Source organism: Nonomuraea sp. AD125B (assembly GCF_041402765.1).
GTDB classification, from domain to species: Bacteria; Actinomycetota; Actinomycetes; order Streptosporangiales; family Streptosporangiaceae; genus Nonomuraea; species Nonomuraea bangladeshensis.
The window spans coordinates 109,911-132,136 of record NZ_JBGLOU010000022.1 but is presented as its reverse complement, the minus strand read 5'-3'; the positions used below and the strand labels follow the sequence as shown (position 1 = coordinate 132,136).

At 72.0% G+C, this 22,226-nt stretch carries 21 protein-coding genes; 3 read left to right on the top strand and 18 right to left on the bottom strand.

Going from position 1 to position 22,226, the window contains the following annotated elements; translation table 11 throughout:
• Nucleotides 1–24: 24 nt before the first annotated feature.
• Nucleotides 25–576 carry a DUF6461 domain-containing protein gene (locus ACBR40_RS41675; RefSeq protein WP_371252292.1) on the top strand — a complete coding sequence of 184 codons (552 nt, stop codon included), beginning with the start codon at nt 25–27 and terminating at the stop codon, nt 574–576.
• 7 nt (nt 577–583) lie between these two features.
• Here the strand turns inward: ACBR40_RS41675 and ACBR40_RS41670 are convergent, their stop codons facing one another.
• From ACBR40_RS41670 to ACBR40_RS41595, 16 genes are read right to left on the bottom strand one after another with little or no spacing between them, the layout of a single operon-like run.
• A complete protein-coding gene (locus ACBR40_RS41670) occupies nt 584–901 on the bottom strand; it encodes a Rieske (2Fe-2S) protein (protein WP_371252291.1) in 318 nt (105 codons plus the stop codon).
• A gap of 22 nt (nt 902–923) precedes the next feature.
• The gene (locus ACBR40_RS41665) at nt 924–2,399 is read right to left on the bottom strand and encodes an acyl-CoA carboxylase subunit beta (RefSeq protein ID WP_371252290.1); all 1,476 of its coding nucleotides are present in this window, start codon (nt 2,397–2,399) and stop codon (nt 924–926) included.
• Nucleotides 2,396–3,562, bottom strand: coding sequence for an alpha/beta fold hydrolase (locus ACBR40_RS41660; RefSeq protein ID WP_344213082.1), 1,167 nt, complete (start codon nt 3,560–3,562; stop codon nt 2,396–2,398). The genes ACBR40_RS41665 and ACBR40_RS41660 overlap by 4 nt, the downstream gene beginning before the upstream one ends.
• A 1-nt stretch (nt 3,563) precedes the next feature.
• Nucleotides 3,564–4,667, bottom strand: coding sequence for an LLM class flavin-dependent oxidoreductase (locus tag ACBR40_RS41655; protein WP_371252289.1), 1,104 nt, complete (start codon nt 4,665–4,667; stop codon nt 3,564–3,566).
• Nucleotides 4,664–5,344, bottom strand: coding sequence for a DNA alkylation repair protein (locus tag ACBR40_RS41650; protein WP_371252288.1), 681 nt, complete (start codon nt 5,342–5,344; stop codon nt 4,664–4,666). Before ACBR40_RS41650 ends, ACBR40_RS41655 begins: the two co-directional genes overlap by 4 nt.
• On the bottom strand, nt 5,341–6,597 hold the full coding sequence (locus tag ACBR40_RS41645; RefSeq protein ID WP_371252287.1) for an MFS transporter: 1,257 nt from the start codon (nt 6,595–6,597) through the stop codon (nt 5,341–5,343). Before ACBR40_RS41645 ends, ACBR40_RS41650 begins: the two co-directional genes overlap by 4 nt.
• Nucleotides 6,598–6,637: 40 nt before the next feature.
• Nucleotides 6,638–7,492 (bottom strand): alpha/beta fold hydrolase, encoded by an 855-nt coding sequence (locus tag ACBR40_RS41640; protein WP_371252285.1) that lies wholly within the window; start codon nt 7,490–7,492, stop codon nt 6,638–6,640.
• Nucleotides 7,489–8,670 (bottom strand): NAD(P)H-dependent oxidoreductase, encoded by a 1,182-nt coding sequence (locus ACBR40_RS41635; protein WP_344213092.1) that lies wholly within the window; start codon nt 8,668–8,670, stop codon nt 7,489–7,491. Before ACBR40_RS41635 ends, ACBR40_RS41640 begins: the two co-directional genes overlap by 4 nt.
• Nucleotides 8,671–8,683: 13 nt before the next feature.
• Nucleotides 8,684–10,054, bottom strand: a complete 1,371-nt coding sequence (gene hemW, locus ACBR40_RS41630; RefSeq protein ID WP_371252284.1) for a radical SAM family heme chaperone HemW — start codon at nt 10,052–10,054, stop codon at nt 8,684–8,686.
• 42 nt (nt 10,055–10,096) lie between these two features.
• A complete protein-coding gene (locus tag ACBR40_RS41625) occupies nt 10,097–11,461 on the bottom strand; it encodes a coproporphyrinogen-III oxidase family protein (RefSeq protein ID WP_371252283.1) in 1,365 nt (454 codons plus the stop codon).
• Complete coding sequence (locus ACBR40_RS41620; protein ID WP_371252282.1) at nt 11,458–12,861, bottom strand: radical SAM protein; 1,404 nt, start codon at nt 12,859–12,861, stop codon at nt 11,458–11,460. The genes ACBR40_RS41625 and ACBR40_RS41620 overlap by 4 nt, the downstream gene beginning before the upstream one ends.
• Nucleotides 12,858–13,757, bottom strand: a complete 900-nt coding sequence (locus tag ACBR40_RS41615; RefSeq protein WP_344213100.1) for a cyclase family protein — start codon at nt 13,755–13,757, stop codon at nt 12,858–12,860. The genes ACBR40_RS41620 and ACBR40_RS41615 overlap by 4 nt, the downstream gene beginning before the upstream one ends.
• Nucleotides 13,754–15,001, bottom strand: a complete 1,248-nt coding sequence (locus ACBR40_RS41610; RefSeq protein ID WP_371252281.1) for a beta-ketoacyl synthase N-terminal-like domain-containing protein — start codon at nt 14,999–15,001, stop codon at nt 13,754–13,756. The genes ACBR40_RS41615 and ACBR40_RS41610 overlap by 4 nt, the downstream gene beginning before the upstream one ends.
• The gene (locus ACBR40_RS41605) at nt 14,998–16,281 is read right to left on the bottom strand and encodes a beta-ketoacyl synthase (RefSeq protein ID WP_371252280.1); all 1,284 of its coding nucleotides are present in this window, start codon (nt 16,279–16,281) and stop codon (nt 14,998–15,000) included. The genes ACBR40_RS41610 and ACBR40_RS41605 overlap by 4 nt, the downstream gene beginning before the upstream one ends.
• Nucleotides 16,278–17,084: a cupin domain-containing protein gene (locus tag ACBR40_RS41600; RefSeq protein WP_371252279.1), complete on the bottom strand. Its 807-nt coding sequence runs from the start codon at nt 17,082–17,084 to the stop codon at nt 16,278–16,280. The genes ACBR40_RS41605 and ACBR40_RS41600 overlap by 4 nt, the downstream gene beginning before the upstream one ends.
• Nucleotides 17,085–17,114: 30 nt before the next feature.
• Nucleotides 17,115–17,420: an acyl carrier protein gene (locus tag ACBR40_RS41595; RefSeq protein ID WP_344213108.1), complete on the bottom strand. Its 306-nt coding sequence runs from the start codon at nt 17,418–17,420 to the stop codon at nt 17,115–17,117.
• Nucleotides 17,421–17,816: 396 nt separating this feature from the next.
• Between ACBR40_RS41595 and ACBR40_RS41590 the strand changes: the two genes are divergently transcribed.
• Nucleotides 17,817–18,560: a response regulator transcription factor gene (locus tag ACBR40_RS41590; RefSeq protein WP_344213110.1), complete on the top strand. Its 744-nt coding sequence runs from the start codon at nt 17,817–17,819 to the stop codon at nt 18,558–18,560.
• Between the two features lie 125 nt (nt 18,561–18,685).
• Here ACBR40_RS41590 and ACBR40_RS41585 read toward each other — a convergent pair whose 3' ends face one another.
• Both ACBR40_RS41585 and ACBR40_RS41580 read right to left on the bottom strand, forming a co-directional pair.
• Nucleotides 18,686–21,055, bottom strand: coding sequence for a phosphoketolase (locus ACBR40_RS41585; RefSeq protein WP_371252318.1), 2,370 nt, complete (start codon nt 21,053–21,055; stop codon nt 18,686–18,688).
• 194 nt (nt 21,056–21,249) lie between these two features.
• Entirely contained in the window at nt 21,250–21,612 is a 363-nt protein-coding gene (locus ACBR40_RS41580; protein WP_371252278.1) for a metalloregulator ArsR/SmtB family transcription factor, read from the bottom strand.
• 132 nt (nt 21,613–21,744) lie between these two features.
• On the opposite strand from ACBR40_RS41580, the gene ACBR40_RS41575 reads away from it, so the two are divergent.
• Complete coding sequence (locus ACBR40_RS41575) at nt 21,745–22,224, top strand: GNAT family N-acetyltransferase (RefSeq protein ID WP_371252277.1); 480 nt, start codon at nt 21,745–21,747, stop codon at nt 22,222–22,224.
• Nucleotides 22,225–22,226: the final 2 nt, after the last annotated feature.

Here is a 22,226-nt window from a genome sequence, read left to right as displayed (position 1 = left end):
TCCATCTTCTCGGGAGGGCGCACGATGGTCATGGTCAAGGCGACCGCCGCCACTTATGAGTGGCTCCACCAGGAGTTCACCGACGGCGTGGGCGACACCTGGCTCTGTGTCTGCTTCGTCCAGGACGTGCCTCCCGATGAGGCTCTGCGACGGATCGGTGTGGTCGCAGGCAGCCCTCTGGAGGGGTTCGGCGTCGCGGCGCACCGCGCCAGAGGCGGGACAGTCCTGGTCGAGTACGGATGGGGCGCCATCGTCTACAACAACGCCGGGCTCCTCTCGGAGGGCTCGGCAGCCGCCGCAGTCAGCGTGACGATCAACGGGGCCGGCTTCAAATTCCACGAGGACGGCGATCTGCTCACCACCTTCAGCCTGTACAGCTATCGCTACCGAGAGGGTGCCGAGCCCGACCGTCTTGAGGCTGACGTCACCGACCTGGGGCTGCACATCGGCGGGGACGAACCCGCCGCCGCGGCGCTCGCCCTCGCGGAGCGAGCCACCGGCGTCCACCTCTCGCCCGCGGCCTACAGGCGCACCGCGCTGGTCGGCTCGACGGAGCACCTCCACCCCTACGTGTAGGGAGCGGTCAGCCGGAGGGCGGCGGGACCGCGACGAACACCCCTCCGTCCTCCACCTTGACCGGGTACGTGGTGACCGGCAGCGTGTTCGGGGCGACCGGTTTGCCGGTGCGGATGTCGAAGCACGAGCCGTGCAGCCAGCACTCCAGGGTGCCGCCGTCCACCTCGCCCTCGCTCAGGGTGGCGCCCGCGTGCGGGCAGACGTCGTGCAGGGCGAAGACCTCGCCGCCGTCGCGCACCAGGGCGAGCGGGGTTCCGGACGTCTCGACGCCGAGCAGGCCGCCCTCGGGGATGTCGGACAGGTGGCAGACGAGTCGGTAGGTCATGGGGACACGGCTCCTTCCTGGCTCACTGGGGCAGGTTGTCGTGGCGGAAGCCGGGCCGCAGGGACGGCAGCAGGGCCGCGAACGTCCGTACGAGCTCCTGCCGGGTGTCGTCCGGCGTGACCTCGCGGTCCACGCACATCCGTTCCAGTGCCCGGTCGCCGCCCACGCCGGCGGCGCGGTAGCGGTCGAGCAGGTGCGGCCGGGCCGCCGGGTCGGCGGCGAGCTCGCGGTGGAACACCACCTCGACGGCCGACTCCTCGCCCATCACGGCGATCTCGGCGCCGGGCCAGGCGAGGACCGCGTCGGCGCCGAGGTTGCGGGAGTTCATCACGATGTACGCCCCGCCGTAGGCCTTGCGCAGGATCACGGTGACGCGCGGCACCGTGGCCTCGGAGAAGGCGAACAGCAGCTTCGCCCCGCGCCTGATGACGCCTTCGGCCTCCTGGCGGCGTCCCGGCAGGAAGCCCGGCGTGTCCACGAGGACGAGCAGCGGGACGCCGAAGGCATCGCACATCCGGACGAACCGTGCGCCCTTCTCGGCCGCGCGGGCGTCGATGACGCCGGCCAGCCGGAGGGGCTGGTTGGCGACGACCCCGACCGGGTGACCGGCCAGCCGGGCGAACCCGGTCACCAGGTTCGGGGCGTAGCGCGGCTGGAGTTCGAGGAAGTGGGCGCCGTCGGCCAGCCCCCGGATGACGCCGCGCACGTCGTACGCCTTGCGCCCGTCGCGCGGCACGCCGGGCAGTGCGCCCGGAGGTTCGGGGGCGGCGGGCGGCGGGAGCTCCCAGCACGACCCGGGCAGGAACGACAGGAGCCTCCTGGCCTGGGCCATCGCGTCCGGCACGTCGTCCGCGACCAGGTGGACGACGCCCGACTGGGTGGCGTGCACCTGGGAGCCGCCGAGTTCGGCCGGGGTGACCTGCTCCTTCGTCACGGCCTGGACGACGCGCGGGCCGGTGAGGAACATGGAGGAGCGGTCCTTGGTCATGATCACGACGTCGGTGAGCGCGGGCGAGTAGACGGCGCCCCCGGCGCAGGCGCCGAGCACCACGCTGACCTGCGGGACCCGGCCGGACAACGCGACGTTGAGCCGGAAGACGGCCGCGTAGGCGTCGAGGGCGCCCACGCCCTCCTGGATGCGGGCGCCGCCCGAGCTGATGGCGCCGACCACCGGCATGCGGCCGCGTAGCGCGTGCTCCAGGACCCGGGCCATCTTCTCGCCGTGGATCTCGCCGAGGGTGCCGCCGAGCTGGTGGGGGTTCTGCGCGTACGCGGCGACCGGCCGCCCGTCCAGCCGCCCGAGCCCGGCCAGGACGCCGTCGCCGGCGGGGCGCCGGTGCGGCATGCCGAGTGCCGTCTCCCGGTGCCGGCCGTGGGCGCCGAACTCGACGAAGGACCCGGCGTCGAGCAGGCCGTTCACCCAGGCGCGGGCCGGGTCGGCCGCCCCGTTGCCGGCGTGCGCCGGGGGGACGGCGGCGAGTTCGGTGAGCCCGCTCACGCCGCGCCCTCCCCGCTCAGTGAGCGAGCCGGCACCTCGGCGGCACCGCGCCCGTCCAGGACCGTGCTCAGCCACGACCGTAGCCGGGCCTCCCACTCCGGGAGGCGGTTGAAGCACATGTGGTCGCCGTCCTCCAGGAAGAGCACCGTGAGCCGCTCCCCCAGCGCCTCCCGCAGCCGGCGCGCGTGCGGCCACGGCACCGTCCGGTCCGCGCCGCCGTGGATCTGCAGCACCGGGCAGGAGATGCCGGGCAGGACCTCGTCCACATGGAACGCGCCGAGCGCGGCCACGGCCCGGCGGCCGGACAGCCCGAGGTTGTACTCCATGGTCTGCGGGATGGGCGGGGGCGCGACGCGGTGGACCTCCAGGAGGTCCAGGGGGGCCGAGATGACCGCGCAGGCCGCGACCCGCCGGTCGGCCGCCGCCGCGCGGAGCGCGAAGTAGCCCCCCGCGCTGCCGCCGACCACGGCGATCCGGTCCGCGTCCAGGTCGGGCAGCCGGGTGAGCGCGTCCAGCACCGTGGAGATCACCACCTCGGCGTCGGCCCGCCACGGCACGTCGTGGAAGCGGCGCAGCTCGCCCTGCCCCGGCAGGTCGAGGGCGGCGGCGGCCCAGCCGCGGGCCACGTACGCCTCGGAGATGCGGTGGAACTCCTCCTTCACCCCGTCCACCCCGCCGAGGGTGAGCACGCAGGGAGCGGGCCGCCCGCCGGCGGGCACGCGGAGGGTGACGGGGACGGCGACGCCGTCCACGGGGATCTCCAGCCGCCGGGCGGGCGGGCTCAGCAGGTCGCCGGCCGCCGTCCCGGCCGCCACGAGCCGCCGCCAGAGGCGGGCACGTTCCGCGGGCTGGAACTCCATGTACTCGGCGGCGCGGTAGCAGGCCACGGCCCGCTGGAGAGATTCGGCGGCGGTGACGCGGTCGCCGTCCGCGGCGAGCGCGCGGCCCGTCCGCTCGTGCCGCTCTGCGAGCCGTTCCCAGACGGAGCACCACGCGCCGGGCGACCGGATGGCGCGCAGCGCGTCGAGTGCCTCCCCGGGGTCGGCGCCCATGAAGACCAGGCGTGGCAGGAGCGGCTCGCCGCGACGCAGGCCGAGCAGGGGCAGCGCGCCGCGGACCCGCAGGGCGGCGCGGAACGGCAACGGCGGTCGTCGGGCCCCCATCTCAGGCCGCCTCCTCCCCGGTGAGCTGGGGGACGACCTTCTCCGCGAAGAGCCGCATCGACCGCTCCACCGTCTCGATCGGCTGCCCGAAGTCGAACGTGCCGGCGACCGTGGTGACGTGCAGGTTGTCGATGAGTTCGGCCAGCTTGGCGGCGCAGTCGTCGGGGGCGCCCACGACGATCGTGCCCTTGTCGGCCGCGTCCTCGGGGGTGAAGCCGCCCCAGCGCATGCCGAGGGCGGGGTAGTGGGTGAAGTCGCGGGGCACGCCGTCGCGCTTGAACGAGGCGATGGTCGACGCCCCGGCCGCCCGCGTCTCGGCGACGTAGCGCAGCACGTGGGGGGCGGCGGTGTCGAAGGCGGCGTCGAAGGTGTCGTCCACGTGGACGTGCACGTTCATCAGCACCCGGCCGGTCGCGGGGTCGTGGCCGGCCCGTTCCCTGGCGGCGAAGTACAGGCCGATCTTCTCCGCCAGCGAGGCCAGGTCGGGCGAGAGCAGCGGCGCGATCATCAGGTGGTGCGCGTTCTCCCCCGCCCAGGTGAACGTCTCCGGCGTCGTGGCGGCGGCCACCCACACCGGCGGGTGCGGACGTTGCAGGCACCGGGGCTCCACCCGCAGCTCGGGGAAGCGGAAGAACCGGCCCTCGTGGGCGAAGGTCTCCCCTCGCAGGGCCCGGAGCAGGATCTCGCTGTTCTCGGCGAAGCGGGCCCGGCTCTCCTCCATGGGGACGCCGAACCCGTCGTACTCGCACTTCAGGAACGCCCTGCCGAGCCCCAGTTCGAGGCGTCCGCCGCTCACCTGGTCGAGGGTGGCGACCCGCTCGGCGACCGACAGCGGGTGGTGGTAGGGGATCTGGACGACGCCGAGGCCGAGCCGGATGCGCCGGGTCCGGGCGGCGAGCGCGGCCAGCAGGACGTCGGGGGCCGACAGGATCCCGCCGTGCGGCTGGAAGTGGTGCTCGGCCAGCCAGACGCTGTGGAACCCGAGGTCCTCCGCCAGGACGGCGAGCGACTGGACGCGGGCGAGCATCCGGTCGGGCGGACCGTCGGCGCCGGGGTCGAAGGTGGGCAGGTTGAAGCTGCCGAAGGTGAGCGGCAATCGGATCACTCCCGCAGTTCGGCCAGGACTCTGGCGGTTTCGTCGGGGTGGGACTTGGACAGGTGCCTGCAGGCGTTCTTGATGGTCCAGGCGCCGGCGGGGTCCGTGCGCGTCCAGCCGGACAGCGTGGCGAGGACCAGCTCGGGGTGTTTCTTGCTGATGTCGCTGAGGGCGTTCGCGGCGGACTTGCGTACGTAGGAGCTCTCGTCGGCCCGGACCAGGCCGAGCAGCCGCAGCGCCTGGTCGGGGTGGTCGGCGAAGTAGGGCCGGCCGGTCCACACGCGGGGCCCCTCGGCCGCCGCCCGGCGGACGTGGGGGTGCGCGTGGGTGAGCCAGGACTCCAGGAGGGGCACGCTCTCCTGCCAGCCCCGCAGCGCGCAGTGCCGGTCGAGCCCCTTGGCCAGTGCCTCCTGCACCCGCCAGTCGGGGTCGTCGGCGCAGGCCGTGGTCATGACCTCCAGGGCGGCCCGCTCCTTCACCGCCACGGCGCCGAGCAGCATGGCGATGCCCATGCGGATCTCGCGCTCACCGTCCGACGGCGACCGGCTCCAGAGCGTCACGAGGGCGTCGAACAGCTCGCCGGCCCGATCCTGCCGCTGCTGCCAGAGCCGTTCGGTCCTGCGGCGCAGCTCGGGCACCGATGCGCCGGCCAGCGCGGCGCGCAGCTCCTCCACCAGGTCCGTCATCGCGCGGCCTCCTTCCCCGCCCAGGTCTCGGGCAGGAACGCGGCCAGGACCGCGGTCGCGGCCAGCACCGCGGCCAGGATCCAGTAGCGCGCGCCCAGCCCGGCCCGCTCGGCGAGCAGGCCGCCCGCCGCCGGGCCGAGGATCGGGCCGAGGCCCTGGACGAGCCGGTTGGCGCCCAGCGCCGCGCCCACGCGGCGCGGGTCGGCCTTGAGCACGTCGTCGGTGACCATGGTCGTCGACAGCGAGATGACCGGTCCTTCGGCGAGACCGACGAAGGCGTAGACCAGGGCCACGCTCCACACGGTGACCCCGGCGACCGGCAGGCCGGCCAGGGCCACCGCGACGAGCAGCAGCGCCAGCAGCAGCGGGAGCCGCCGCCCCACCTTGTCGGAGACGGCCCCGGCGAGCACGGTGCCGGCGGAGGCCATCACCTCGTACGGGACGAACACCAGCGCGATCACGAACGGCGAGGCGGCCAGCCCGGCCAGGCTGAACGGGACGAGGAAGGTCGCCGCGACGCCGACGGCGAACGACAGGCCCGCCACGACGCCGGACAGCAGCACCACGCGCCGCCGGTACCAGGCGAAGGTCTGGGCGAGCGCGGTCCGCAGCGGCGCCGCGTGCAGCTCCCTGGCCGTCTCCGGCAGCGCGAACCAGGTCAGCGCGCACGCCGCCACGAGCAGCACGGCGTCCGCCATCAGCACCGTCTGCCAGGTGGCGACGGTCAGCGCCAGGCCGCCGGCCACGTAGCCGAGCACGGAGCCGGCCCCGATGGCGCCGGCCAGGATGCCGATGGCCTTGCCCCGCTCCTGCGGCCCGTAGGTGTCGGCGGGGACGGTGAAGGCCGGCGAGGTGAACAGGCCGCGGCCGATGCCGAAGATCACCCAGCCGGCCAGGAACGGCCAGGCCGCCGCCCACAGCGCGGACACCAGCACGCCGAGGGCGCTGAGGGCGAGGCCGGCGACGATGACGGGCCTGCGCCCGCGGCGGTCGGCGGCCACGCCGGCCGGGACGTTGAGTGCGGTCATGAGCAGCGACGACACCATCATCACCAGGCCGAGCGCGTCCGGGCCGATCCGGAGGGCGCCGGAGATCGACGGAAGCGCCGGGAAGACCGACATCATGGCGGCCCACTGCACCAGGACGGCGCCGGACAGGACGGCCAGCGCCCGGCCGCGTTCCGTGGTCAGCAGGCCGGCCGGCCTGAGGTCGGCGCCGGGCGCGGCGCCGCGACTTGGTTCAGCTCGTGTCATCGGACCAGTTCCTCGGGTACGGGCGGGGCAGGGTTCAGGATCAGGACCCGCAGCCGCATCCGGAGCCGCAGCCTCCGGAGGCGCCGAGCGGGACCCCCAGGAATTCTGCGATCGTCGCCGCCACAGGTACGGGCTTTTCCATGAACATGAAGTGACCGGTTCCAGGAACCACGTGCAGGCGCGCGTCGGGGATCGTCTCGGCCAGGTGGCGCGCGCTCTCCACGGGCGTGCTGCGGTCCAGCTCGCCGGCCACGACGAGGGTCGGCGCGCCGATCTTCTGTACGCGTTCGCGCAGGTCGGGGTGGGTGAGCTGGATGAGGTTGCGGTGCACGGAGAAGGGCACCCATGACCAGCTCGCGATGACCCGGTTCGCCACCTCGGGGTAGCCGTCGAGGAAGAAGAAGGGCCCGGCGCGCTTGTTGGACTCCTCGATGACCTGGCGGTAGGTCTCCTCGGTCACCTCCGGGCGTTTCCACTTCATCTCGTAGTGCGCGGCCGAGCCCATGAGGACGAGGCCCGCGACCCGCTCGGGGTGCTCCAGCGCCAGCACCATGGCGGTGACGGAGCCGAGGGAGTGCCCGACCAGGATGACCTGGTCCCAGCCGAGGTGGTCCAGCACCTCGATCACGTCGGCGGCGCACTGGCCGGCCGACAGCGGGTGGTCCTCCTTGGACGACAGGCCGTGCCCGCGCAGGTCGAGCGCGAGGCAGCGCAGCGCCGGGTCGAGCAGCGAGATCAGCTCGGCGAAGTGGGTGTGGTTGTCGCGGTTGCCGTGCAGGAACACGACGGGCGGCGCGGCGGTCTCCGGCCCCGACACGCGGTAGAAGAGCCGGGCGCCGTCGGACAGCTCCACGGCGTCGCAGGTGGTGGGGAGTTTCCAGGTGGTCGGCATCATGGCCGTGCTCCTCGGTTGGCCACGGACAGGTTCAGGCTGCGCATCTCCCTGACGATCTCCTCGATCTCGGTGACGATCTCCCGGGTGGTGTTGGTGCCGGTGATCGCCCTGCGCAGCCGTCCTTCGGGGGTGAGCAGGACGACGTGCGGGTCGACGTTCGCCGCCAGGCCCAGCTCCTGGGCGAAGGCGCGGTCCCAGTCGACCAGTACGGGCACCTGGTGCTTCTGCTCGGCGATCCGCTCCTTGACGAAGTCGCGGGTGATGAAGTGCGGCAACTGGTCCACCACGGCGACCAGCCGCACGTCGAGCCCCGGGACGCGCTTGAGTATCGCCTCGATGCGGCGTACCGCCTCCTCGCTCTTGTCCTGGCCGGCGATGACGAGCACGTACGGACTGAGGCCGCCGCCCTCGGGCAGCGCGAAGGGCCGGTCGGTCAGGTCGCTCAGCAGGCCGAGCTGTTCGGTGCAGTCGCGGCCCTCGGAGCCGCCGAGCCGCGGCGAGGCGCCGTGGACGTTGAAGGTGGAGAACCCGATGGCGGCGGTCACCCGGCGGCCGACCTGCCGGGCGATCTCGACGGCGAACTCGGCGTTGTCCACGCCCACGCCCCAGGGCTTGGTCCTGATGCCCGGCTGCTCGTCGAACTCGATGAGGCTGAGCCCGACGCTGATCACCACGGACAGCTTGACGTTCGTCCAGAGGGGCATGAGCTGGGCCATCGCCCACTCCTGGCCGATGCCGCCGGAGGTGATGATCTGCCCGGCGACCTTGCCCTGGAACGCCTTGCCCTTGACGTCGGCGGCGACCTCGTAGTTGTAGTACTGGTACTCCAGGTCGTCCTCGTCGGCCGGTTCGCACCGGTCCAGCCACTGCTTCCAGGTGAAGGGCAGGCCGAGCGCGTAGACCGGGGAGGCGAAGACGAAGGCGTCCGCCCAGCGGACCTCCTTGTACAGCCGGGTGTAGCGGTCGTCGGGGTGCTTGAACAGGTGGCACTGGGTGCGGTTCATGCAGTCGCCGCAGCCGTCGCAGTCCACAATCGGGTAGTCGACCAGGCGGACGAGCCGTGTCTGCGCGCCCACCTCCTCGGCGCCCTTGAGCGCCTCCCTGCACAGGAACTCGCTGGCGCTCTTGGCGGTCGTCTTCGGCGAGCCGCAGATCCCGAGCACGTTCTTCGACTTCATCGCCGTTCTCCGATCAGTCCCTGATGCGCCTGGGCGCGGCCTGCCCGGCCTTCATGAGCCGCCCGCGGGCGAGCACCTCGCGGGGGATCGCCTCGATCTCGGTGTAGCGGGCGGAGAAGAACTCGCGGCAGACGTTGTTGCCCCAGAAGACGCCGTCCTCGGTGAGGCGGATCTCCTCGTCGGTGACCTCCAGCAGGCCCTGCGCGGCCAGCCTGTCGATCTTCTCGCCGAACACGTCGGTGGGGTCGCAGCCGAACAGGGAGCGGAACCTGCGCCGGGAGACGCTGAACAGCCGCAGGCCCTTGGCCATGGTCCCGCACATCTCCTCCTCGCGGTCGGCGCGGGAGCCGATCAGCACGGGCAGCTCGCCCTGGTCGACGGCGCCCTGGTAGTCGGCCAGGGGACCCTTGTTGACGTACATGTACTTGCCGAGGTAGCCGAAGGCGGCGGCGCCGACGCCGAGCAGGTCCTGCTGCTCGGAGAAGTAGAGCACGGCGTGCTTGTTGATCTTTCCGGGCAGCGCGAAGTCGTAGACGGAGTACTGCTCGTAGCCGGCCTCGCGCAGCATGCCCGCGGCCAGGCGGTACATCGCGACCTCGTGGTCGTGGTCCCCCGGCGGCCTGAGCCGCTTGGTGTCGATCTTCGAGAACAGCCGGGTGAACGGCGGGATGATGAGGGAGAACAGCGTGACGTGGTCGTAGCGCCAGTCGATGGCCTCCTCGATGTCGGCCCGCCACTCGTCGAGGGTCTGCTCGGGGAGGTTGTAGATCAGGTCGATGCCGACGTTGTCGTAGCCCGCTTCGCGGGCCACCCGGGTCGCCAAGCGGGAGGTGGCCGGGTCCTGCGGGATCTCCAGCATGCCGGCGTAGCGGTCGTTGTAGGTCTGGACGCCGAAGCTGATGCGGTTGCAGCCGGCCTCCCGCGCCGCGGCGAGCTTCTCGCCGGTGAAGTTGGACGGGTTGCCCTCGGCGCTGATCTCCGCCTCCGGGCCGAAGCGCAGCACCGTGCGGCAGTGGGTGATCAGGTCGTGCAGCTGCCCGGCCGACAGGCAGCTCGGCGTGCCGCCGCCGATGGCCAGCGAGCCGAAGGTGAACGACCTGACCAGCGGGCTCTCCGCGTACATGGTGATTTCCCGCTTCAGCCGGACCAGGTAGCTCTCCAGCTTGGACTCGTCCATGAGCTGCTTGTTGAAGGGGCAGAAGTTGCAGATCTTGTCGCAGAACGGGATGTGGATGTACATGGCCTTCTCGCCGGGCCGGGTCGACGGCGAGTCCAGGTTCATCAGCATCGGCACCTCGCTGACGTCGGGCGGGTCAGCGGGCAGCGGGTAGTGCGAGACGCAGATGCGTTCACGCTTGTCGTACGGTTTCGTCGCGGTGCTCACGCCGGGCTCCTTCGGGGTGGCGGGCCACTTGGGGGTGACGGGCTACTTGGGGGTGGCGGGCCCGGTGGGGGCCACGTCGCGCTTCCTCGCCAGCGATTCGGCGAGCTTCTGGCCGCGGGCCCTGATGTCGTCGGAGTAGAACTCCTTGGCCACGTCGTAGCCGAACAGCGTCCCCAGCTCGGTCAGGCGGATCTCGTCGGTGTCGCAGACCAGCAGGTCGCGGCGGGTCAGGTCGTCGAGCAGCGGGCCGAAGACGTCCTCGGGCTCCTGGCCGTGGCGCTCGCGGAAGGTCCTGCGGGCGACGGAGAGCATCCGCAGCCCCATCGCCAGCGTCGCGCGCGGCCGCTCCTCGTGCGGCGTGAGCTGGCCGGCGTTGACCGGCGGCACGCCCTGCCCGGTCAGCTCGGTGTAGCGCTTGAGCTCGGCCACGTTGACGTAGGTGTACTCGTTGACCGTGCCCATGGCCCCGGCCCCGAGCCCGAGCAGGTCGCCGAAGTCGGTGAAGTGGATGCGGGCGTGCCGGTAGGCGACGTCCGGCAGGGAGAAGTCGGGGACCGAGGTCTGGCGCAGGCCGCGCGTGGCCAGGTGCTCGCCGGCCCGCCGGCACAGGTCGAGCTCGTGGGCGAGGTCGCCGGGGCGGCCGGCCCTGCCGTCGTTGACGTCCCTGAAGAGCTTGGTGTGCGGCATGACCGACAGCGGGAACAGCGTGATCTGCTTGACCCCGGCGTCCAGCGCGATGTCGAGGTCGGTGAGCAGCGGGGCGACGCCCTGCCCCGGCAGGTTGTAGATCAGGTCGATGCTGATGTGGTCGATCCCGGCCTCCTGTGCCCACCGGATCACCCGCAGCGAGGTCTCCCCGTCCTGGGCCACGTCCGACGCCTGGCCGATCTCCTTGTCGAAGGTCTGCACGCCGAAGCTGACCCGGTTGACTCCGGCCGCGCGCACCGCGGCGAACTTGTCGGGGTCGATGGTGATCGGGCTGGACTCCAGGGTGATCTCCGCGTCGGGCGCGAAGGTGAAGTGCTCGCGGGCGAAGGAGACGACCTCGGCGAGCTGCGGGCCCGACAGGCTGCTCGCGGTGCCGCCGCCCATGTAGAGGGAGCCGAAGACGGTGCTGCGGAAGTACGGCGTCTCCGCGTACATGGCCATCTCGCGCTTGAGATCGTCGATGTACTTGCGGACCCGGTCCTCGTCCTTGAGGTACTTCACGAACGGGCAGAAGCCGCACAGGTATTCACAGAACGGGATGTGCATGTACATGGCGGCCGGCTGTGGTGCCCTGCTGGGCCGGTCCAGCCCCATTTCCCCGGCGATCCGCTCGTACTGCGGCGGGGCCCAAGGCATGGGGTAGCACATGACCGGATAGCGGTCACGGGCGGCGTACGGGAGAGCGGCGGTCGCGCTCATCGTGCCTTCCTTCCTGCGCCAGCCTGCGCGGAGATGCGTAACGAGCTGGTGGAGACCTCCGCCTCCAGGTTCTTGGGGTCGAAGTTCATCCGGACCATGATCTTGGGGTGGGTCTCGACGAACTCCTCGATCGACCGGAGGATCGTGCGGCACTCGGCGGGGCCGAGCGCCTCGTCCACGTAGAAGACGGCCTGCAGCATGTCGAGGTCCGGCCGGCCGGGCCTGCTCCCGATGTCCTGCCACAGCGGGGTCTTGGGGTACACCCGGATGCCGAAGGCGATGGTGAGGATGTCCGGGGCGCAGCGGTCCATCGTGTCGAGCGTGCGCGCCACGGTGTCCGCCGTCTCGCCCGGCCCGCCCAGCAGCAGCGAGTGGATGATCCGGACGCCGGCCCGCCGGGCGCACGCCGTGGCGTTCTCGATGTCGGCGACGGTGAAATCCTTCTGGAGGCTGGTCAGCATCTCGTCGCAGCCGGCGTCCAGGCCGAAGTTGAGCGTCTCGCAGCCGGCCCGTTTGAACAGCAGGGCGAGGTCGTCGTCGTACTGCAGGGGGTTGGTGTAGGCCATCCAGGTGACGCCGAGGTCGGCGGCCACCATCTCCTCGCACACGGCGATGGCGTGGCGCCTGGGGAGGTTGAAGATGCTGTCGGTGATGAAGAACCGTCTGACCCCGGCCAGGTCGCGGACGTGCCGCATCTCGTCCACGATGTGCGCGGGCGAGCGCAGCCTGAACCGCTTGCCCTCGATCGAGGGCACCGGGCAGTAGGAGCAGCGGAAGGCGCAGCCGCGCTTGGTCTGGATCCCGTACGTCGGCTGCGGCCCGACCACCTGAGTGCTGAAGTACCGGCTGTCGGGGACGAAGTAGCGCGGCGCCACGATCGAGCCCGGGTCGCTCACCCGGGCCGGCTCCGAGACCGACACCCGCGTGCCCTCGCGCCGCAGCAGGCCGGGCGCGTCGGTGATCGGCCGGCCCTCGGCGAGCGCGTCGGCGATGGCCACCATGGCGGGCTCGCCCTCGCCGATGACGCCGAGGTCCGCGCCGAGCACGTTCATGATCTCGACCGGCATCAGCGAGAAGGCCGACCCGCCGAGCACGACCGGCGCGGCGCTGGCCGCGCGGCACGCCCCCAGCACGATCTTCACGTCGCCGAGGTTGCCGCGGTACTGCAGGTACGTCTCGTTGTCGATGTTGCGGACGGAGACGCCGATCAGGTCGGGCCCGTACTCCCCGATCGCCTCGGTGACCCGGCCCCCCAGGCGGTCGTCGGGGTCGAAGCAGAGGTCGAGGATGCGGGCCTCGTGCCCGGCGTCGATCAGGGCCGTCTGGAGGTAGGCGACCCCCGCCGGCACGGCGAAGGAGGGCCGGCGCTCCCGGTTGGTGGCGATGAGCAGGACCTTCACGTGTCCTCCTCGGGGACGATGGCGACGGGACGGGTCCAGGCGGCGCCCGCGCCGCTGACGTGGATGGGCAGGAACATGACCGTGAAGCCGGTCGGGCGCGGCAGGCGGTCGAGCCCGCCGAGCCGCTCGATCTGCAGGAACTCGCGGCGGCGGCCGAGCAGGTGGCACGGCCACAGGTGCGCCGCGTCCCCCGAGCGGTAGTAGCGCTCGATCATCACGGGCGCGGGCAGGTCGAAGCCCGCCGTGTCCACGCCGATGACCGAGATGCCCTGGTCGAGGAGGTACTCGGTGGCCTCGACGGTCATGCCGGGATGGGCGGTGAAGTAGCGCGGGCCCGGCCAGAGGCGGTCGGCCCCGGTGTGCACCAGGACGACCTCGCCGGGCGACAGCGTGTGCCCGATCCTGGCCAGCTCCTCCCGGACGTCGGCCGCCGTGATGCCCTGCGCCGGCCCTTCGCCGGTCAGTCTGTGGGTCAGCCGCAGCAGCACCCCGGCGCCGACGCAGCGCTCCAGCGGGATCTGGTCCACCCGCAGCGCCGGCCGGTCCCCGGTGAGCGGCCCGTAGTGGAAGGGCGCGTCCACGTGCGAACCGGCGTGCACGGACAGCGTGAGCACCTCGTTGCCCAGGAACAGGCCGTCGGGGAAGCAGCCGGGGCCGATGCGCCGGCCGCCGGCGACGTACCGGGCGGCACGGGCCAGCCTGAGCCGGAGGGGCAGCCGGCGGTTGAACGCCGCCTTGCGGCCGATGCGGCGCCCCCCGTGCTCGTGCCGCCACAGCTCCTTGCGCATCACGGCGGGGTCGAAGGGGGTGGGTTCGATGGGCATACTCAGGTCGATCAGCCGGCCGGTGGCCGGCAGGGCGACGCGGTCCGCCGCCTGCCGCTCGACGGTCGTCATGACGGGCCTCCAGCCGTTCTGAGGACGGCCGCGGCGTTGAAGCCGCCGACGCCGCGGGTGAAGACGAGCGCCGTACGCAGGTTCGCGTCCCGGCGCGGGGCGCGTACGACGTCGAGACCGGCGATGACCTTCTGGCCGTCCAGGTCCTCGCGGGCGGGCGGGACGACGTCGTGGAAGAGCGCGAGCGCGGCCCAGGCGAGGTCGAGCACGCCGCAGGCGGAGTTCAGCCGGCCGGTGAGCGTCTTGGGCACGGCCAGCGGGACCTCCAGGGCCCGCCCGCCGAGGACGGACACCAGGGCCTCGGCCTCCAGCTCGTCCCAGCACCGGTTGCCGTCGCCGTCGGCGAGGATCACGTCCACCTCGGCGGGCGCCACGCCGGCCCGTTCGAGCGCGAGCGCGACGGCCTCGGCCATGTGGACGGCGGTCGGCGGCGGGTCGGCCGGGTGGTGGGCGTCGTGCGTGCACGCCACGGAGGCCAGCTCGGCGTAGACCTGCGCGCCGCGAGCCCGCGCCGTGTCCGCCCGCTCCAGGACCAGCATGGCGCCGCCCTCACCGGGGACCGACCCGGCCGCCCGCTCGCTGAAGGGCAGATAGGCGCCCCTGGCCGTGTCCGCGCCGCTGTGCCGGCCGAGCGAGGACTGGCAGACCAGCGCGTACGGCGACAGCGGCGCCTCGGCCGCCCCCAGCAGCACCTGATCGGCCTGCCCGCGAAGGAGCAGGCGGCGCGCCTGGGCCGCGGCGTGCAGGCCACCGGCCGCGTCGGCGACCGCCACGCCGCAGCGCCCCTTCGCGCCGTGCCGGATGGAGACCTGGCCGGCGAGCGCCGCGTAGAACCAGGCGATCGACTGGTAGGCGCTGACCGCGCGGGGGCCCTCGCGCCACAGCGCCTGGATCTCCCGCTGGCCGTACTCGTTCCCCCCGGCGGACCCTGCGGTCAGCACCGCGAGCCGGTAAGGGTCGAACGTGCCGACCGCGGCGTCGGCGAGGGCCAGCTCGGCCGCCGCCAGGCCCATCCAGCACCACCGGTCGGTCTGCACCTGCAGCCGCCGGGGCAGGAAGTCGGCCGGGTCGAAGTCGGGCACCACGCCGGCGACCCGGATGCCGCTGCCGCCGGACAGCGCCGCGTCGATCGGCTGGATCCCGGAGCGCCGGTCCAGGGTTCCCTTCCAGTGCGCGGCGACGCCGATGCCGACCGGCGAGACGACGCCGATGCCGCTGATGACGAGCGAGGCGGGATCCGTCACGCGACCCTTCCCTTCGACGACTCCGCCAGGGCGGAGACGACCATGGCGGACTGGAACCCGCCGAACCCGCTCCCGACCGACAGGGCGTGGCCGACGGGGTGCTCGCGCGCGGTCACCGGCACGTAGTCCAGGTCGCACTCGGGGTCGGGCGTGGTCAGGTTGGCCGTGGGAGGCACGACCTGGTGCCGGATCGCCAGCGCGCACGCGGCCATCTCGATGGCCCCGATCGCGCCCAGCGAGTGACCGACCACCGACTTGATCGAGCTGATCGGCACCCGGGCGGCGGCCGGGCCGAGCGCCCGCTTGAACGCGGCCGTCTCGTGCCGGTCGTTCTGCCTGGTGCCGGAGCCGTGCGCGCTGACGTAGCCGAGGTCGCCGGGGGTGATGCGGGCCTGCCGCAGCACGTCGAGTATGGCCTCGCTCATCTCGATCCCGTCGGGGCGCAGACCGGTCATGTGGTGGGCGTTGGCGCGGCCCGCGTACCCGCCGACCTCGCAGTGGATCCGCGCGCCGCGGCGCCGGGCGTGCTCCAGCTCCTCCAGCACCAGGACGGCGCTGCCCTCCCCGAGCACGAACCCGTCGCGGGTCGCGTCGAACGGCCTGGAGGCCGTCTCCGGGGTGTCGTTCCTGGACGTCGTGGCACGGATCGCGTCGAAGCAGGCCACGGTGATGGGCGAGATGGGCGCGTCGGAGGCGCCCGCGATCATCACGTCGGCCTCCCCGTCGACGATCAGCTCGTACGCGGTCCCGACGGCGTCGATGCCCGACGTGCAGCCGGTGGAGACCATGAGGGCGGGGCCGTGGGCCCCGTACCTGGCGGCCAGCTCGCTCACCGCGCTCGACGGGACCAGCGCCTGGTAGAGGAAGGGCAGGCTGTGGTCGGCGGCGACCGTCCAGTCCCGGCCGGCGTCGCTGGCGACGACGTACTCCTCCTCCAGGCGGATCGTCGCGCCGACCGCGCTGCCGAGGCAGACGCCCACCTTCGGCCCGGCGTCCCCGCCGGCGAGGTCGAGGCCGCTGTCGTCGACCGCCTCCCGCGCGGCGGCCAGCGCGAGCAGCACGAACCGGTCGCAGCGCCGGATCTCGCGCGGCGTCAGGCCCCAGGCGGCGGGCGCGAAGTCGCACTCCGCCGCCACCTGGGAGCGGAACGGGGCCGGATCGAACGTGCTGATCCGGCGGATCGCCGAACGCCCGGAGACGAGCCTCGCCCAGAACGCGTCCGTCCCCGCCCCTCCGGGGGCCTGCACCCCGATGCCGGTGACCACCACCCGCCGGCTCATGTCGCCGCCGGAGCTTCGTCCTCGGTGTCGACGTGCCCCAGCTCCGGGCTGGGGGCGAGCGGGCCGAGCGCGAAGACCACCAGCGCCGGGCCGGTCCCGACGTTGGTCACCCGGTGGCGGACCTGGCGGGGCACGAAGACGGCCTCGCGCGGCCCCAGGGTGCGGGGTTCGCCGTCGATGTCGACCCGTACGGTGCCCTCGGCGACGAACAGGTGCTCCTCCGAGTAGGGGTGGTAGTGCTCGTTGACCCGCTCGCCCGGGGCCAGCTCGACCGCGCCGGAGATGCCGTGGGAGCATCCGGTCGAGGCCGGGTTGAGCAGGGTGCGCATGTCCCCGCCCCGCTGCCGCACCGAGCGGGTGGCCGCGAAGCTCTGCGTACGTGAGCGGGACGCCTTGAGCCGCTGCGCGATGATCCGGAGCTGCCCGGCCGACCCGCGGTTGAGCCTGGCCTCCATCGCCGCGTCGTCCACCGGGGCGTCGGGCCGCATGGTGAAGTCCTGGACCCAGCGCAGCCGCGTGGTGTCGGGGGTGAGCGCCTCGTAGGTCCAGTAGAGGTTCATGAACTGGAACGGTCCGGGCTCCACCCGCCGAGCCCGTACGGTCCAGTGCTCCCGGTCCAGCCGGCGCTCCGACACCCACGACCACACCCTGCCCTCCTCGTCGGGGTGCATGGTGAGCCTGAAGGTGAGGTGGCCGGGCTCCTCGGACAGGACCTCCACCTTGGCGTACTCGGTGAACAGGTCCGTCCACGAGCGCAGGTCGTTGGTCCTGGCCCAGACGTACGCGATCGGTGCTTCGATCACGATGCTGTTGTCGGTGTGGCCCACGGCGCGTCAGCCCTTCGTGACGGACGCGTGCTCGCCGAGGAACGCGCCGAGCTGGGCCGGCGTGGTCTCGGCGGTCAGTTTGCCCTCGATGACGACCCCGTACCGTTCCTCGGCCCGCGCGGAGATCTCCGCCAGGGCCAGCGAGTCGACGTTCAGCGACTCGAACGTCTGGTCGAACTCCTCTGGTGTCACATCCGCGCCCACCGCGGCCATCAGTTGCGTGACGATCTCGACGTTCATGGCGACCACCTGGCCTTTCCCGCCTTCCGCCGACGGTCCGGCGCGCCTGACCCGGCGCGTTACCGTCTCCATGGCGCGGCCAGCGTAGGCAGCGGCCGTACGGCCCGTCATCAACCATGTCGCTGAAGTGGCCCTCGCCTTTCGGGCACCTTCCTCTCGTCCGCGGGACGACGTCCGCCCCTCCCGCGTGTCTCTTCGCCGAGGCGCTCGTCATCCCCCCGGCCATCCGGTCACGGCGGTTCTCGCGGTTGACGTGCCGTGACGACAATTCGAGCGACAAGAAGTCATTACTGGCGTCAATTTCGACGCGTACCACCGTTTGACGCTTCTGGAGCAGATGTGGTCAATTGGACGCATTGATGCGCGAAACGGGTGGGCTGCTACCGCAGATCCTTTATCGATCATTATCTGGGGGACCGAAATGATCAAGATCGACCCTGCCGGCGCTACTCGACTCGCGGTGCCCCGATGAGCGCCATCAGACTGGTGGTGGCCGACGACCAGCCGGTGATCCACATAGGGCTGCGCACCGCCTTCTGCGAACGCACCGGCATCGAGGTGGTCGCCGAGGCCGGCGACGGCCTCGACGCGGTCCGGCTGTCCCGGCAACTGCGCCCCGACGTGGTGCTCATGGACACGCTGATGCCCAACATGGACGGCTTCCAGGCCACGGCCGAGATCTGCGGCCCCGGCGGCGTCCCCGGCGTCAAGGTGCTGATGTTCGGCCCGACCGACCCCGACGAGGACCTCTTCCGCGCGCTCCGCCTCGGCGCGCGCGGCTTCCTCCTCAAGGACATCGGGCCCGAGCAGCTGATCCCCGCGATCCACCGGGTCCGAGCCGGCGAGGCGGTGCTGTCCAGCCACGGCGTGACGCGGCTGGTCGCCGAGTTCAGCCGCACCCAGGCCGAGCCCCCGCAGGCGCTGGCTGAGGTCGAGAGCCTCACGCCGCGCGAGCGGGAGGTCCTGGGGCTGGTGCTGCGCGGGATGCGCAACGACGAGATCGCCCGGATGCTGCGGGTCAGCGAGAGCACGGTGAAGTCGCACGTACGGAGCCTGTGCACCAAGCTGAACGTGCGCGACCGCGTCCAGCTGGTGATCTTCGCCCACGAGCACGGTCTGCACCACCGCATGATGTGCGGCCACATGGAGCACGTCCCCTCCCCCACCGCGCAGCGCAGACGACTGGTGCTCAACGGCCTCCGGCAGAACTGATCCCGGGGATGTGATCCGCCTTTCCGAATATCCGGATATTTGCGGGATCGTACCGAGGAAAGCTTTGTCCATTCTCCGCGCAATTCGCGGCGGGCGATAATTCCCTTTACGCCGGGGGCGCTTGGTCATCCGCCCAGCGACCAGTCGCGGACCTCGGGCATGTCTTCGAGGTGCTCGACGACGTACGCCTGGTGCTCGGCGAGTTTGCGCTCGCACCAGGCCATCAGGTCGGCGGCGCCGCGCGGCAGCCGCCTGGCGTTGTTGATGGCGTCCATGACCAGGTGGTAGCGGGAGGCGCGGTTGCGTACGGTCATGTCGAAGGGTGTGGTGGTGGTGCCCTCCTCGATGAAGCCGCGCACCCTGAACCGGTCGGCGTCCGGGCGGCCGTGCACGAGCTGGTGGACGGCGCCCGGGTAGCCGTGGAAGGCGAACACGACATCGACGGTGTCGGTGAACAGCTCGGTGAACAGGGTGCCCCTCATGCCGTGCGGGTGGTCCTTGGGCCGCATCAGCGTCATCAGGTCCACGACGTTGACCACGCGGACCTTGAAGCCGGGCAGCCGCTCCTTGAGTATCTGCGCCGCCGCGACTGTCTCCATGGTCACCACGTCGCCGGCGCAGGCCAGCACGATGTCGGGGTCGCCGGCGCCGTCGTCGGTGCCGGCCCAGTCCCATACGCCGGCGCCGCGGGCGCAGTGCTCGGCGGCCTGGTCGATGCTGAGCCACTGCAGTTGCGGCTGCTTGTCGATGACGATGAGGTTGATGTACGACCGCGAACGCAGGCAGTGGTCGGCCACCGACAGCAGGCAGTTGGCGTCCGGCGGGAGGTAGACGCGGGCGACGTCGCCGCGCTGGGTCAGCACGACCTGGATCAGGCCGGGCCCCTGGTGGGAGAAGCCGTTGTGGTCGTTGCGCCAGGCGGTCGAGGTGAGCAGCACGTTGAGGCTGGGCACCTTGGCCCGCCAGGGCAGCCGGCTCGCCTCCTGCAGCCACTTGCCGTGCTGCACCGTCTGGGAGGCGCTGACCATCGCGAACGCCTCGTAGGTGGCGAACATGCCGTGCCGGCCGGTCAGCGTGTACCCCTCCAGCCAGCCGTGGCAGTTGTGCTCCGACAGCACCTCCATGACCCGGCCGTCGCGGCTGATCGCCACGTCGTCGGCGGTGACGCGTTCGGCGAAGGCGCGGTCGGAGACCTCGAACACGGCGCCGAGCCGGTTGCTGTTGGTCTCGTCCGGGCAGAACAGCCGGAAGTTGTCGGGGTTGTCGCGGTAGAGGTCGCGCAGCAGCTCGCCGAGCCGGCGGGTCGACTCGGCGCGCGTACGCGCCGGTTGCGGCACCTCGACGGCGTAGTCGCGGAAGTCGGGCAGGGTCAGATCCCGCGTGAGCAGGCCGCCGTTGGCGTGCGGGGCGGCGCTCATCCGCAGGTCGCCCTCCGGGGCCAGGCCGCGTACCAGCTCGGTGGGCGCACCGGTGGAGTCGAACAGCTCCTCCGGCCGGTACGAGCGCAGCCAGCTCTCCAGGATCGCCAGGTGCTCCGGGTTGTCGCGCACCCCGGACAACGGCACCTGGTGCGAGCGCCACGTGCCCGCCATCTGTACGCCGTCGACCTGCTCCGGCCCGGTCCACCCCTTGGGCGAGCGCAGCACGATCAGCGGCCACCGGGGGCGGCTCCCGTCCCACCCGCCGGTACGGGCCAGGTGCTGGATCGCGCGGATCTTGCTCCAGGCCTCGGCCAGCGTGGCCGCGAAGCGGTGGTGCATGCCCGGCAGGTCCGCGCCCTCCACCTCCAGCACTTCGTAGCCGTGGCCCTCCAGCAGCCGGCGTACCTCGGCCGGGTCCTTACGGGACAGGACCGTCGGGCCGGCGATCTTCGCGCCGTTGAGGTGCAGGACCGGCAGTACGGCGCCGTCGCGCTCGGGGTTGAGGAACGACACGCCCTTCCACGACCCCTCCAGCGGCCCGGTCTCGGCCTCGCCGTCGCCCACCACCGCGACCGCCAGCAGGTCGGGGTTGTCCATGACGGCGCCGAAGGCGTGCACCAGCACGTACCCCAGCTCGCCACCCTCATGGATGGAGCCCGGGGTGGTCACCGAGACGTGGCTGGGGATGCCGCCCGGGCTGGAGAACTGCCGGAACAGCCGCAACATCCCGGCCTCGTCCTGGCTGACGTGCGGATAGATCTCGCTGTAGGTGCCCTCCAGGTATCCGGCGGCCACCAGTGCGGGCCCGCCGTGCCCGGGTCCGGCGAGATAGATCGCCTGCTGTCCGGTGTGCCGGATGAGCCGGGAGACGTGCGCGTAGATCAACGAAAGTCCCGGGCTGGTGCCCCAGTGGCCCAGCAACCGCGGCTTGATGTGCTGCGGGGCCAGCGGCTCGCGCAGCAGGGGATTGCCCTGGAGATAGATCTGGCCGATCGTGAGGTAGTTGCCGGCCCGCCACCAGGCGTCCAGCTGTTCGACCTCCTTGTCCTCCGGAGAGGCCAGTCTCCGCAGCATCTCCTCATCGACGGCCAGTTGCTCATCCGGAACTGCGGTCATGGGCACGTTCCCTTCTCGGCGTGGTTGCGGTGTCCGGGTCGTACGCGATCACCACACCATGGGACCTCAGCCGGGGGACGTGCGGACAGGGCCGGAAGTCCCGGTGGCCAGGGGCCAAGGGCCACCGCACCTTTTCTCGCCGCCCATCCCCGTCAGGTGGGGAGCAGCTCCGACCCGGCGGGCCCGGCGAGGGGGGTGAACAGGGCGCCGAGCCTGTTCAGCGTCTCCGGGACGACGCGGTAGTAGACCCAGGTGCCGCGCCGCTCGCCGTCGATCAGGCCCGCCGTACGCAGGACCTTGAGGTGGTGGGAGATGGTCGGGGCGGTCAGGTCGAAGGCGCCGGTCAGGTCGCAGACGCACGCCTCGCCGCCGGCGTGGGAGGCGATCATCGACAGCAGGCGCAGCCGCACCGGGTCGGCGACCGCCTTGAGCATGACGGCGAGCTCGGCGGCGGTGTCCTCGGCCAGCGGTTCGCGGGTGATCGGGGCGCAGCACCCGCCGGTCTGGACGGTCATGACAACCCCTCCTGATTCGAAGTCTGTCGAAATTATATGCGGGCGGGCCACCTGCCAGGCGAGCTGGAAGGTCCGGCGAGGGCTTTCCGTAAGGGTTGTAGTGCACAAGGCCGTTACGTCAGCCTGATCCTCATGACACTTCAAACTGACGTTCGCCAGGCGTCCGAAGACGACATCGCCGAACTCGTACGACTGCGGGCGTTGCTCTTCGAAGACCTCGGCGGCGACTTCTTCAACCCCTCGTCGGCAGGCGACGACTGGCGGGGCGCTCTCGCCGCGGTGCTGAAGGAGAAGCTGGCACGGGACGACGCGCGCATCCTGGTGGTGGACGGGGACGACGGGCTCGCCGCCTGCGGCATCGGCACCGTCGAGCAGTGGTTCCCCGGACCGCACTCACGCAACGGCCGGATCGGGCACGTCATCGGCGTGGTCACCGATCCGGCGTACCGGCGGCGCGGCCACAGCCGCGCGATCATGCTCGGCCTGCTCGACTGGTTCCGGGAGCGGGAGGTCGTGCGGGTGGACCTGTACGCCTCCCGCGAGGGCGAGCCGCTCTACCGGAAGCTCGGCTTCTTCGACCATCCCGACCCCGCGCTGTGCTGGCGCCCGTGACG

What these genes read in the sequence shown, in the direction of transcription:
- ACBR40_RS41675 (WP_371252292.1), top strand. Translation starts at nt 25, where the DNA reads ATGGTCATGGTCAAGGCGACCGCCGCCACTTATGAGTGGCTCCACCAG.
- ACBR40_RS41670 (WP_371252291.1), bottom strand. Translation starts at nt 901, where the DNA reads ATGACCTACCGACTCGTCTGCCACCTGTCCGACATCCCCGAGGGCGGC.
- ACBR40_RS41660 (WP_344213082.1), bottom strand. Translation starts at nt 3,562, where the DNA reads ATGGGGGCCCGACGACCGCCGTTGCCGTTCCGCGCCGCCCTGCGGGTC.
- ACBR40_RS41650 (WP_371252288.1), bottom strand. Translation starts at nt 5,344, where the DNA reads ATGACGGACCTGGTGGAGGAGCTGCGCGCCGCGCTGGCCGGCGCATCG.
- ACBR40_RS41645 (WP_371252287.1), bottom strand. Translation starts at nt 6,597, where the DNA reads ATGACACGAGCTGAACCAAGTCGCGGCGCCGCGCCCGGCGCCGACCTC.
- ACBR40_RS41640 (WP_371252285.1), bottom strand. Translation starts at nt 7,492, where the DNA reads ATGATGCCGACCACCTGGAAACTCCCCACCACCTGCGACGCCGTGGAG.
- ACBR40_RS41635 (WP_344213092.1), bottom strand. Translation starts at nt 8,670, where the DNA reads ATGAAGTCGAAGAACGTGCTCGGGATCTGCGGCTCGCCGAAGACGACC.
- ACBR40_RS41625 (WP_371252283.1), bottom strand. Translation starts at nt 11,461, where the DNA reads ATGAGCGCGACCGCCGCTCTCCCGTACGCCGCCCGTGACCGCTATCCG.
- ACBR40_RS41615 (WP_344213100.1), bottom strand. Translation starts at nt 13,757, where the DNA reads ATGACGACCGTCGAGCGGCAGGCGGCGGACCGCGTCGCCCTGCCGGCC.
- ACBR40_RS41605 (WP_371252280.1), bottom strand. Translation starts at nt 16,281, where the DNA reads ATGAGCCGGCGGGTGGTGGTCACCGGCATCGGGGTGCAGGCCCCCGGA.
- ACBR40_RS41595 (WP_344213108.1), bottom strand. Translation starts at nt 17,420, where the DNA reads ATGGAGACGGTAACGCGCCGGGTCAGGCGCGCCGGACCGTCGGCGGAA.
- ACBR40_RS41590 (WP_344213110.1), top strand. Translation starts at nt 17,817, where the DNA reads ATGAGCGCCATCAGACTGGTGGTGGCCGACGACCAGCCGGTGATCCAC.
- ACBR40_RS41585 (WP_371252318.1), bottom strand. Translation starts at nt 21,055, where the DNA reads ATGCTGCGGAGACTGGCCTCTCCGGAGGACAAGGAGGTCGAACAGCTG.
- ACBR40_RS41580 (WP_371252278.1), bottom strand. Translation starts at nt 21,612, where the DNA reads ATGACCGTCCAGACCGGCGGGTGCTGCGCCCCGATCACCCGCGAACCG.
- ACBR40_RS41575 (WP_371252277.1), top strand. Translation starts at nt 21,745, where the DNA reads ATGACACTTCAAACTGACGTTCGCCAGGCGTCCGAAGACGACATCGCC.